This is a genomic window from Actinopolymorpha sp. B17G11, assembly GCF_040196095.1.
Classification (GTDB): domain Bacteria; phylum Actinomycetota; class Actinomycetes; order Propionibacteriales; family Actinopolymorphaceae; genus Thermasporomyces.
In genome coordinates, this window is sequence record NZ_JBEFTW010000044.1 from 18,473 (window position 1) to 29,379 (window position 10,907).

Sequence of the window (10,907 nt, forward strand, 5' to 3'; positions counted from 1 at the left end):
GCTACCGATAGGAGCGGGCTTGGAGGTTGAAGAGTTCGGCATAGAGGCCGCCGTGGGCGAGGAGCTGGTCGTGGCTGCCGGTTTCGGTGATGCGGCCGCGGTCGAGGACGATGATGTGGTCGGCCATGCGGACGGTGGAGAAGCGGTGGGAAACCAGGATGGTGATGGCGCCGGTGTCGTGTCGCAGCTGCGTCGCTGCGGAGGTCCAGCGTTCGAAGAGGCGGTGTTCGGTGTCGGAGTCCAGCGCCGCGGTCGGCTCGTCGAGAAGTAGCAGGAGCGGGTGGCGACGCATCATGGCACGGCCGAGTGCGATCTTCTGCCATTGTCCGCCGGACAGGTCGGTGCCGCCAGGCCAGTTGGGCCCGAGTTGGGTGTCGAGGCCGGCGGGAAGAGTGTGGAGAACATCGGTAGCGCCGGCGCGGTCGAGTGCTGCGGCGACTGCACGTGGGTCGCCGATGGAGGGCAGGTCGCCGATGCCGACGGCTTCCCGGGCGAGGAACTCGAATCGGGCGTGGTCCTGGAAGCCGGCGGAGACGCGTTGCCGCCACCGGTCGGGGTCGAGTGCGGCCAGATCCGCCCGGTCGATGCTGATCCGGCCGTGGGTGGGTTGGTAGAGACCGGCCAGCAGTTTGACCAACGTGGTCTTGCCTGCACCGTTGTCCCCGACGATGGCGATGGTGGCGCCGCCCGGCAAGTGCAGGTTGACGTCGTGCAGGGTGTCGGTGGCTGCAAGGGGGTAGCGGTACGAGACGTGGTCGAGTCGGATCCCGTCGGTGAGCAGGTCCGGAGTTGTGGTGGCCGGGTCGATGTGTCGGTGTGTACTCCGAGCGACGTCGGAGAGGTAGACGAACCGTCCAGCCGTGGCGATGTTGCGGAATCCAAGCTGGATCATGTCGGCAGAGCCGGTGACCAGGCCGAGGACCTGGCCGGCGAGGACGGCGGTGAGCGCGGTGTCCCCGACGGTAGCTTGGCCGTTGACTGCAAGGGTGACGACGAACGCGATGGCGGCGAAGTAGCCGATCAGGAAGGTGACCCGACCCACGAGTCCGAGGCCTTGTCCGACGGCGTTGACGTGCCGGTGGATGCGCTGGACCTCGAGCTGGGTGCGGTGGAACCGGGCGGTGAGTTCATCGCCGAGCCTGAAGAGGCGGACCTCTTTCGCCGGGCCGCCGTTGGTCGCGAGCTCGTAGAGATGATGGCCCATCCGAGCCGGCGCGGCGGCGCGGTCGTTGCCGAGTCGGAACAGCCCGCCGGTCTTGGAGCTGAGTAGGAGCGCGGGTAGGCCGAACAGAGGCAGCAGCAGGAGTGCCGGGTGCACGCCCCAGAGCAGGCCGGCAGCGATGACGATCCGGATTCCGGTGGTGAAGAACCCCAGCAGCGTGGGGATGACCTGGCCGAGATGCCAGCTATCGCGTTGGAGGGTCTGGAGCTGGTCCAGATGCGCGGGGGTTTCGTGGATCTCCAATGTAGGCGCGCCACCGACGAGGTCGATCAGGCGTCGGTCGACCTCGGTGCGGGTGCTTTCACGCAGGACCATCTGCACTCGTTCGCCGGTGTAGTTCAGCACTGCGCCACCGGCGATCGACGCGGCAATACCCGCCGCTGCCAGGACGATCCGGTCCGGGTCGACCGGGGCCAGGGCGTCCAGCAACAGCTTGAGCCACCAGGCGAACAGCGACGCGACCAGCGCCTGGAGCCCTAACAACACGAAGGCGAGGACCGCGCGAAGCGGATCGGCGGTCGAGGCCAGCCGCAGCATCACCGACGCGGTACGGATCAGGCTGACGGATCGGATATGAGCAGTCATCTGTGCTCCGGGGTCGGTGCCGAGTCGGTGTAGCGCATGGCCTGGCTGTCGAACAGCCGGGCGTACTCACCGCCTGCGGCGATCAGTTCGTCGTGGCGGCCGTCCTCGCTGATGCGGCCGGCGTCGAGGACGACGATCCGGTCGGCGTGGCGGACGGTGGAGAACCGGTGGCTGATCACGATCGTGGTCAACCCACGGGTCAGGTCGAGGAACCGGTCGTAGATGTCGGCCTCGGCGCGCACGTCCAGCTGCGCGGTTGGCTCGTCCAGGATCAGTAGCCTCGCACCGGCCCTCACCGCGGCCATCGCCCGGGCGAGCGCGATCCGCTGCCACTGCCCGCCAGATAGGTCCACCCCGCCGGCGAACCCCGGCGACAATGGTGTGGCCAGCCCGTCGGGCAATCGGGCGAGAATCCCTCCCGCGCCCGCCCGTTCTGCGGCCTCGGCCGCCCGCTGGTCGGCATCGGCATCGTGCAGCGCTTCGACTGCGCCGAAGCCGATGTTGTCCCAAGCTGGCAGGTCGTAATGCACGAACTCTTGGAAGATAGCCGCCACGCTACGCCGCCACGAGGTCGGGTCGAGATCGGCCAGGTCGATGCCGTCGACGCTGATCCGCCCCGCTTGCGGAAGTTCCAGGCCGGCAATGAGCTTGGCCAGGGTGGTCTTGCCCGCACCGTTCAGACCAACGATCGCCAACGACTGGCCCGCCTCGATCCGCAGATCCAACCCGTCATAGACGACCGAGCCCCCGCCCGGGTAGGTGAACCGCAGCCCCTCGACGCGAATCTCGTCCGTAGGCAGGCCGGCAGCCGGGATCGTTCCGACGCGTCCCGTCTGCAGGGCGGCGGCTGCGTCTTCGACGTCGACGACCGCGGTACGTGCGCAGACCCCCAGCCGATCAACAGGTCGCCCTCTTGCCCTAGGCACGAACGGTTGTGGTTCCCCAATCGGACACGGCAACCTCGCCGGCCAACCTGTCGCCGAATACGCCTACCGCGACACCGCCGGACCCTCCCGACGCTACTATGCGACGCATGGAACCAGGCGGTGCACGCAATGTGCTCACGCAGATGCGGCGCGGCACTTTGGCCTACTGCGTCCTCGCCGTCCTCCGCGACCGGGAACGCTACGGCTTTGAGCTCGTACGGGTACTCGGCGCGGTCGACGGGATGGTGACGAGTGAGGGGACGATCTATCCGCTGCTCGCGCGGTTACGACGACAGGGACTGGTTGAGACGACCTGGCAGGAGTCCTCGGCTGGTCCGCCCCGGCGCTACTACCGACTGACCCGTGCTGGCCGGGGTTCGCTGGACGACTTCGCCGAAGAGTGGGTTCGCTTCCGCGACGGTGTTGACCTATTCCTGGCAGGTCGAACGGAGAGCTGACATGAACGACGCCGCAACCGTCTTCGACGACTACCTCCGCCGGTTAGAAGGTGCCGCGCAGAAGCTCCCGGCCAGCCGGCGCGAGGAGCTGCTGTCCCAGATCCGCGAGCACCTGGACGAGGTGAAGACCACCCTTGCCCCCAATGACGATCGTCGAGCACGCGAAGCCGTCGAACGGCTCGGCGATCCAGAGCACATCGTCCTATAAGCGATAGACTCAGGCGCCCCCGCGGACGGAGCCAGACCAGTCGCGGCCGATGAAGGCCCGCCTCCGGCGAATACCAGGACTCCAGTCTTCGAGATGATCGCGGTCATCCTTCTGCTCGGCGGCGGATTCCTGCTCGGCGTCGGCTGGATTGCCGGTGCCGTCATGACGTGGGTATCAACCCGGTGGTCGGTACTCGACAAGCTTCTCGGCTCCCTCGTATGGCCAGGCGGCCTGGCGGCAGTGTGGCTTTCAGAATCGATTGTGACCAAAACCTGCACGGAATACATCGACACGGACTTTGACGAAGCAGGAAAGCCACAGACGACCGAGATACTTACACGGTCCTGCAGTGGATTTGCTCTACCGGAGTGGCTCGGCACCCCGCTGCTGGTGATTCTGCTACTTGCACCCATCGCGGTGGCCCTCTACCTGTTGCGCCGCGCAGCCCGCCAGAGCCCGCTGAAGAACCCACACGGCCGATGAAGATCAACAGGCGTGCGGTTCGTCACCTTCGGTTCCGCTGGGCTGCCGGACCGATCCACCTACTGCTCCCCGCATCATGTGGCGACTTGCCCGCCCCTGCCGTACCGTGAGCGGCCTCCGGTTCAACGAAGCCGGTGACTGGGTTCAGGGCGCCGACCCTGCCAAGCCCGGGCTGGTGCCGCTATACATGGCTCAGGACCGGCGCCTGCAGCGAGCCTCCCATCGTCAGGTTCTGTGTCGTGTCGCAATTTTCTCCGTGCCGGTGACCTCCGGCGGGCGGGGTGACGTCGTCTAGGTCTGTGAGGGGAGGTGCCGGTGGAGATCACGCAGGAGGAGGCGTTCAACGTGTTCGTGTCGACCCGTTCTCAGGCGTTGATGCGGACGGCGTATCTGCTCACCGGCGACGCGCAACTGGCGGAGGATCTTCTGCAGACTTCCCTGTTCAATGCTGCTCGGCGGTGGAGTCGGATCGATGGCGCCCACGAGGCGTACGTACGGCGGGTGATGTACCACGAGAGCGTCTCGCGCTGGCGCCGCCGACGGGTCCGCGAGTCGGCGTACGACGAGCTATCCGACGACCGTGTCACGACCGACGCCGACGTCGCCATGAAGGTGACCCTGGCCAAAGCGCTCGCACGGCTGACGCCTAGGCAGCGGACCGTGCTGGTTCTCCGCTTCTACGAAGACCTCACCGAACGGCAGACCGCGGCGGTGCTCGACATCGGCGTCGGCACGGTGAAGTCACTCACCCGGCAGGCCCTGGCCCGTCTGCGGGTGCTGGCACCCGATCTGGCCGAGTGGTGGGAGCCGGAGGTGAGCCGGAATGACCGAACGACTCCATGATCTACTCGAACGGCTCGCCGACGACGCTCCCCGGCCGCGTGTTGACCACGACCTGTTCCGACGCGCCAGGGGGGCCCGACGCCGCGACCGGATGCTGGTCGCCGGGGGCGCGGTGGCCCTCGTGGTTTTGATCGTGGCGGGCATATCGGTGCTGAGCGCCGACGGCAAGTGGCGCACCGACCTCGTTACACCCGTAACTGAGAACGACGTCCCGGCCATGCCGTCGCGCCTCTATCGCGTCCCCGAGCACGTCAACGGCGTGGAGGACAACCTCGCGATAGGACCCGTGGCAGCGGCGTACTACGGCGATTCCGAGGCAGTTGTGCTCGTCTCCGCCGTGGACGGCCAGTATCGCCGGGTGCGCCTACCAGGCCTGATCGAGTTCGCCTACATGATCGAGCACCGCATGATGGCGCTCTCCCCTGATGGCACGAAGCTCGCCTACGCCTGGCACGCTGCAGTGCCCGAGAACGACAACCCCCGCGTCCCCAGCGGAGTTGCCGTCGTGGACCTGATGACCGGTGAGGTGCGGCGCTATGCCAGACCCGGTGGTCAAGGTGTCGAGGCAGGCCAGGTCTCCTGGTCACCCAACGGCAGGTTCCTCACCTACACGCTCACGAACCACAAAGTGTGGGACGGCAGCAGCGCCGATGGTCAGATGCGCATTGAACGGCTCGACGTCCACGATGGATCGGCGACGGTGATCCCCTTCCCGCGAGCCGACGGCAGCCCCGCCGTCAGCGATGACGGCCGGGTCGGCGTCGTCGGGTTCGACTTCGCGTGGTTGTGGGATCCCAAGAGCCGCCCGCAGCTCACTCGAGTGGAGTTGGGACGACCAATGGGCACTGCCGCGTGGTCCCCGACCGGTGCACGGATCGCCATCGGATCCGACGACCTGAACGAGGACGCGCCCATCGTTGTGATCGACCCACGCAACGACTCCCGCCTGAATATCGACAGACCCGGACTGAACCAGGTCGCAGCGTGGTTGGACGACTCGCGCATCGTGGTGCTCCATGTCGAACCTCAGGCATTGGGAGCTGAATCGGAGACTGACGTACCAGACAGGTCGCTCCAGGTCCTTGACGTCGATCGCGGCACGGTGAGAACTCGGCTACCCCTCGGACAAGCCTCCGACGAGTACAGGTTCGCGACAGCGCTGCTCCAGCGGCCGTCGCGAGACTTTCCCGAGCCGGACTGGCCCCCTAACTGGGGTGCCATCGCGACCACCACCATCAAGATCGGTCTTGCACTGCTGCTCGCATCATCTGTCGCAGGATCGCTCATCCAGCAACGGCGCCGAAGGCGCGACCCATAAGCGCACAGTCCAGCTTGGGTCGGGATGACTTCGCTCCGCTGACCGTGTCGATGCGGATGTCGTTCTCGCCGAACCCCGTCTTCGACACCGGCGACCAAGAGAATGCCCACATCCGCGTACGACAACTGGGTGCCGAGGTGCTCGTCATCGAACCCGACGAGCGTTCCTCGCGCGCTCCCGCACCGTCGGCGTCGATCCGGCACAGGTCGCGGCATGGGCAGGCCACAGCGTCGCGGTCCTCCTGAGGGTCTACGTACGGTGCGTCGCGGGCCGGGACGAGATCGCGAGGAAGCGCATCGAGCGGGCCCTCGAGGAGGATGGGCGCGACGGCACCGACCCCCAGGCACGCCTGACCTGCACGAACGTCTCCACGACGCAGCCTCTCGGGGCGCATTCGGGACAGTGACGGGTTAGGCGGCTCGTGCGTGCCTTTGCCTGACCATTTCTGGGCAGGCGATCGCAAAGGCCAGCGCCGCTCGGCCGCCCCGCTGGTGAGCGGCGCCGTTCCGGCTAGATGCGCTCGTATGTGGCTCGCCAGCCTTCTGCTGGATCTGGCGGCGTGAGGACCAGTGTGTCGCCTGACACTTCGAAGACGCGGGTCAGGCGCTGCCCGATCAGGTCGCGCACCAGTGACGACTCGACAGTCACGGCGAACGTGCCGGCGGATCGGTCGACAGAGACGGTCCCGTAGAAGGCTTCGTAGCCGTTCAACGTGTACGGCGTGTCCGGAGCGTCGGGCTCGGGGTTCATGGCCTGAACCGACATGGTGCCGGACTTGGTGAAGACGATCTGGCCGGAGTACGGCACAGGTTCGAGGTTCCCTTCGGTGCCGACCTCCAATGAGACCATTCGCCACGCGCCAACGAGGGGAGCCGTGCCCTGTGAAGCCATGCTCTGCTGGGCGAACGATGGTGCAGAAGTCAGGAGGGCAAGCGCAAGTGCAAGTCCTAGTGCAAGCGAGGCGATCTTTGACTTTGTCGTCACTGTCGAGTCCTTTACTTCTTCACGGTATTGAGTGATGAGGGATATTGATCCACTTTGTCGGGTGTCCAATGGCTTGGTAGCCGGCAGCGGCGGTCGAGCGGGATCCGTCCGCGGCTCGACCGGTTACAGTCAACGCCGCGCGGAACCGATGAGGGAGTCTCTGTCGAGGGGCGTACTGATAGGGCATCCCAGCCGGCCGGGACGCGTCGTACGGTCGGTGCTGTGGATAACCGTGCCGAGGTCCGTGAGTTCCTAGTCTCGCGGCGAGCCAAGATCACACCCCAGCAGGCAGGTATGCCCGACGTCGGCACTCGCCGGGTGCCCGGTCTACGCCGCGCCGAGGTCGCCGCGCTCGCCGGGGTCAGCGTCGAGTACTACGCCAAGCTCGAACGCGGGGCGCTCGGCGGCGTGTCCGCCTCCGTCCTGGACGCGATCGCCCGCGCCCTGCAACTCGACGACGCCGAACGCGCCCACCTGTTCCACCTGGCCCACGCCGCCGACGGCACCAGCGCCGGGATGCGTCCCCGCCGCCGCGCCGGAAAGCGCTGGACGCCACGCCCGAGCCTGCAATGGGTACTCGACAGGTTCACAGCGGCCGCGATCGTCCGCAACGGCCGCATGGATCTGCTCGCCTGCAACCACCTCGGCCGCGCCATGCACGCCTCCCTTTACGACACCACGGTCGCAGATCCCAATGGTGGCCGTGGTGCAGTAGAACGGCCCAACTTCGCCCGGTTCACCTTCCTCGACCTCGATGCCGCCCACGACTTCTACCCCGACTGGGACGGTGCCGCCGACACCTGCGTCGCCATCTTGCGCACCGAGGCCGGCCGCGACCCCCACGACAAAGATCTCCACGACCTCGTTGGTGAACTGTCTACCCGCAGTGAGGAGTTCCGCCGCCGCTGGGGCAGCCACAACGTGCGCTACCACGGCGCCGGCACCAAACACTTCCATCACCGCGACGTCGGCGACCTCGAACTCGCCTACGAAAGCGTCGACCTGATCTCCGACCCTGGCCTGACTCTCACCCTCTACGTCGCCGAGCCCGCCTCATCCACTGCCCGCGCCCTCGATCTCCTCGCCTCCTGGACCGCTACCGCCCCGCACGCTCGCGCCACTCCGTAGTCGAGGCGTCCGACCGGTCTGCTGGCGGTCATCGCGAAGGGTGCCCTGTGGGTACACCCATCGACAGGGACTTCCACCGCGGCGACCGGCCACGTTCACTCGAGACGTGGCCCTTCACCGGTGCCAGGCAACCCCAGTAGCCCGATCACGGGGTTACGACGTCACGCCTAAGAGGAGCGCACGATGCACCAAGTAGTCATGCACAAGCCCGGGGACGTACGGGTGGAAGACCGCGACGACCCGAAGATCATCGAGCCGACCGACGCGATCATCGGCTTGTCGGCGACCTGCATCTGCGGCAGCGATCTGTGGCCCTACCGAGGCGCCGAGCCCGTCGACCACCAGGTGATGGGCCACGAGTACGTCGGCGTCGTCGAGGAGGTAGGTCCACAGGTGCGCAACATCAAGGTCGGCGATTTCGTCGTCGGTTCCTTCTGGGCCTCCGACAACACCTGCGAGATCTGCCGAGCCGGCTACCAGGCCTACTGCGTGAACCGCGTCCTGATGGGCACCATCGGCACCCAGGCCGAGCGAGCCCGCATCCCGCTAGCCGACGGCACCCTGGTCGCCACCCCTGGAACGCCCGACCCCGACCTCATCCCGTCGCTGATGGCGGCATCCGACGTGCTCGGCACCGGCTGGTTCGCCGCCGTCGCCGCCGAGGCCGGCCCGGGCAAGACGGTGGCGGTCGTCGGCGACGGCGCCGTCGGACTGCTCGGCATTCTTGCAGCCAAGCAGCTCGGCGCCGAGCGGATCATCGCCTTCAGCCGCCACGCCGACAGACAGGCCCTCGCCCGGGAGTTCGGCGCCACCGAGATCGTCGAAGAACGTGGGGACGCCGGTGTTGCCCGGGTCAAGGACCTCACCGATGGCCTCGGTGCCCACTCGGTCATCGAAGCCGTTGGCACCCAGGAAGCCATGATGCAGGCCATCCACTCCACCAGGCCGGGCGGTCACGTCGGGTTCGTCGGCGTCTCTCACGACGTCACCATTCCCGGTGATGAGCTGTTCATGGCCGGAGTTCACGTCCACGGCGGCCCGGCCCCGGTGCGGCAGTACCTGCCCGAACTCATCCAGCTCATCTGGGACCGCAAGATCGACCCTGGCAAGGTCTTCGACCTCACCCTGCCGCTGGAGCGGGCAGCCGAGGGCTACCAAGCCATGGACCAGCGCACCGCCACCAAAGTCCTTCTCACCGTCTGACCGATCCGACCCTCGACCCGTGCCCCGACCTGCCGGAGAGAACCAATGAAAGCCGTCCGCCGTACCGCCACGGTCGTGCTGACCTCGTGCGTCGCGTTAATCCTGGCTGCCTGCGGTCCCAACACCACCCCCGACGACCCAGGTCACACCGGTCAACCCACGGCGACAACCACCACCGGACCATCAGGCCGTAGCGAAACAGCTGGGCCCAGCTCACAGCCGGCGCGCCGCACTCAGGAGGGCGCAATGAGAATTCACATCACCATTCGTGATCAGCGATTCCAAGCCACCCTCGACGACAGCGCCGCCGCGCGCGATTTGGCTGCGCAACTGCCGCTCACCGTCGAGATGACCGACCACGGTTCGGTGGAAAAGACAGGGCCGCTGCCCTCCCCGTTGTCCCTGGATGGTCAGCCGGCCGGTGCGGACCCAGACGTCGGTGACGTCGGCTACTACGCCCCCGGCAACGATCTCGTCCTCTACTACGGCGACCAGTCCTACTACAACGGCATCGTCGTCCTGGGCCACATGCACGATGACGCGGCCGAGCGCATCGCGGACATGGACGGCCCGATCACCGCCACCGTCACGACTTTCGACAACTGACACCCCGGCCCACCCCAGCAGCAGAATCACGTCGTGCAGGAGGACGCAGTGAATCCGACCTACGACTTCTCCGGGCAGGTCGCCCTGATCACCGGCGCCAGCTCCGGCATGGGCCTGGCCACCACCCAGGCCTTCGCCGCCGCCGGCGCGGCCGTAGTGATGGCTGACATCAACACCGCCGCCCTGACCCAGCACGCCGACGCCCTCACCGCTGCCGGTCACCGCGTCATGCCCGTGACGTGTGACGTTGTAGACGAGGCCAGTGTCGCCGCCGCCGTCCGAACCGCGGTCGACACCTACGGGCGTCTCGACATGGCATTCAACAATGCCGGCATCCAGGTACCGCCCACCGACGCTGCCGACGAGGCGGCCGAGATCTTCGACCGCGTCAACGCCGTCAACCTACGAGGCGTCTGGGCCTGCATGAAACACGAGTTGGCCGCCATGCGCGCCCAGGGCAGCGGCGCCATCGTCAACTGCTCATCCCTCGGCGGCCTCGTCGGCCTGCCCGGCCGTGCTGCCTACCATGCCTCCAAGCACGGGGTCATCGGACTAACAACGAGCGCAGCCCTCGAATACGCGCCCCGCGGCATCCGCATCAACGCCGTCTGTCCCGGCACCTTCGCCACCCCCATGGTCGACGACATGATCGCCAAAGGCGAACTCGACCACGACGAGGCGATCGCGAACCAGCCCATCGGTCGCCTCGGCCGGCCCGACGAGATCGCAGCCGCCGTCCTCTGGCTATGCAGCCCAGGAGCAGGCTTCGTCACCGGAATCGCTCTCCCCGTCGACGGCGGCTACACAGCTCGGTGACGGCGGATCCACGTGAGCAGCCGACGCTGCCCGCCGCCTTCACACGTAGTGGCGGCTGGAGTAGCGTCCTCGGGTCCACGTACGGCCCGGCCGTCGTTCCCGACTCGCCGTGTCGCATCTCGGCCGC

General features: G+C 67.1%; 12 protein-coding genes. 9 read left to right on the forward strand and 3 right to left on the reverse strand.

Features of this window, described 5'->3' with window-relative positions; translation table 11 throughout:
• Window position 1 precedes the first annotated feature (1 nt).
• Complete coding sequence (locus ABN028_RS30755; protein WP_349699029.1) at window positions 2-1,807, reverse strand: ABC transporter ATP-binding protein; 1,806 nt, start codon at window positions 1,805-1,807, stop codon at window positions 2-4.
• Window positions 1,804-2,733 (reverse strand): ATP-binding cassette domain-containing protein, encoded by a 930-nt coding sequence (locus ABN028_RS30760; RefSeq protein ID WP_349699030.1) that lies wholly within the window; start codon window positions 2,731-2,733, stop codon window positions 1,804-1,806. The genes ABN028_RS30755 and ABN028_RS30760 overlap by 4 nt, the downstream gene beginning before the upstream one ends.
• A 107-nt stretch (window positions 2,734-2,840) precedes the next feature.
• Here ABN028_RS30760 and ABN028_RS30765 point away from each other — a divergent pair, with 107 nt between their 5' ends.
• From ABN028_RS30765 to ABN028_RS30785, 5 genes are all read left to right on the forward strand, one after another.
• Window positions 2,841-3,191 (forward strand): PadR family transcriptional regulator, encoded by a 351-nt coding sequence (locus ABN028_RS30765; RefSeq protein ID WP_349699031.1) that lies wholly within the window; start codon window positions 2,841-2,843, stop codon window positions 3,189-3,191.
• A 1-nt stretch (window position 3,192) separates the two neighbouring features.
• Window positions 3,193-3,399 carry an HAAS signaling domain-containing protein gene (locus ABN028_RS30770; protein WP_349699032.1) on the forward strand — a complete coding sequence of 69 codons (207 nt, stop codon included), beginning with the start codon at window positions 3,193-3,195 and terminating at the stop codon, window positions 3,397-3,399.
• A gap of 93 nt (window positions 3,400-3,492) precedes the next feature.
• Entirely contained in the window at window positions 3,493-3,882 is a 390-nt protein-coding gene (locus tag ABN028_RS30775) for a hypothetical protein (protein ID WP_349699033.1), read from the forward strand.
• Window positions 3,883-4,197: 315 nt separating this feature from the next.
• Complete coding sequence (locus ABN028_RS30780; RefSeq protein WP_349699034.1) at window positions 4,198-4,725, forward strand: SigE family RNA polymerase sigma factor; 528 nt, start codon at window positions 4,198-4,200, stop codon at window positions 4,723-4,725.
• Window positions 4,706-6,043, forward strand: a complete 1,338-nt coding sequence (locus ABN028_RS30785) for a WD40 repeat domain-containing protein (RefSeq protein WP_349699035.1) — start codon at window positions 4,706-4,708, stop codon at window positions 6,041-6,043. The genes ABN028_RS30780 and ABN028_RS30785 overlap by 20 nt, the downstream gene beginning before the upstream one ends.
• 510 nt (window positions 6,044-6,553) lie before the next feature.
• Here ABN028_RS30785 and ABN028_RS30790 read toward each other — a convergent pair.
• Window positions 6,554-7,027 (reverse strand): lipocalin-like domain-containing protein, encoded by a 474-nt coding sequence (locus ABN028_RS30790; protein ID WP_349699036.1) that lies wholly within the window; start codon window positions 7,025-7,027, stop codon window positions 6,554-6,556.
• Between the two features lie 222 nt (window positions 7,028-7,249).
• Between ABN028_RS30790 and ABN028_RS30795 the strand changes: the two genes are divergently transcribed.
• From ABN028_RS30795 to ABN028_RS30810, 4 genes are all read left to right on the forward strand, one after another.
• Window positions 7,250-8,155: a helix-turn-helix transcriptional regulator gene (locus ABN028_RS30795; protein ID WP_349699037.1), complete on the forward strand. Its 906-nt coding sequence runs from the start codon at window positions 7,250-7,252 to the stop codon at window positions 8,153-8,155.
• A 183-nt stretch (window positions 8,156-8,338) separates the two neighbouring features.
• Window positions 8,339-9,358: a zinc-dependent alcohol dehydrogenase family protein gene (locus ABN028_RS30800; RefSeq protein ID WP_349699038.1), complete on the forward strand. Its 1,020-nt coding sequence runs from the start codon at window positions 8,339-8,341 to the stop codon at window positions 9,356-9,358.
• A 246-nt stretch (window positions 9,359-9,604) separates the two neighbouring features.
• Window positions 9,605-9,964 (forward strand): cyclophilin-like fold protein, encoded by a 360-nt coding sequence (locus ABN028_RS30805; RefSeq protein ID WP_349699039.1) that lies wholly within the window; start codon window positions 9,605-9,607, stop codon window positions 9,962-9,964.
• 33 nt (window positions 9,965-9,997) lie between these two features.
• On the forward strand, window positions 9,998-10,780 hold the full coding sequence (locus tag ABN028_RS30810) for a glucose 1-dehydrogenase (RefSeq protein WP_349699040.1): 783 nt from the start codon (window positions 9,998-10,000) through the stop codon (window positions 10,778-10,780).
• Window positions 10,781-10,907: the final 127 nt, after the last annotated feature.

Excerpts from the sequence above, each read along its gene's own strand:
- ABN028_RS30800 (WP_349699038.1), top strand. The coding sequence starts at position 8,339 with ATGCACCAAGTAGTCATGCACAAGCCCGGGGACGTACGGGTGGAAGAC.
- ABN028_RS30805 (WP_349699039.1), top strand. The coding sequence starts at position 9,605 with ATGAGAATTCACATCACCATTCGTGATCAGCGATTCCAAGCCACCCTC.
- ABN028_RS30775 (WP_349699033.1), top strand. The coding sequence starts at position 3,493 with ATGATCGCGGTCATCCTTCTGCTCGGCGGCGGATTCCTGCTCGGCGTC.
- ABN028_RS30770 (WP_349699032.1), top strand. The coding sequence starts at position 3,193 with ATGAACGACGCCGCAACCGTCTTCGACGACTACCTCCGCCGGTTAGAA.
- ABN028_RS30755 (WP_349699029.1), bottom strand. The coding sequence starts at position 1,807 with ATGACTGCTCATATCCGATCCGTCAGCCTGATCCGTACCGCGTCGGTG.
- ABN028_RS30785 (WP_349699035.1), top strand. The coding sequence starts at position 4,706 with ATGACCGAACGACTCCATGATCTACTCGAACGGCTCGCCGACGACGCT.
- ABN028_RS30765 (WP_349699031.1), top strand. The coding sequence starts at position 2,841 with ATGGAACCAGGCGGTGCACGCAATGTGCTCACGCAGATGCGGCGCGGC.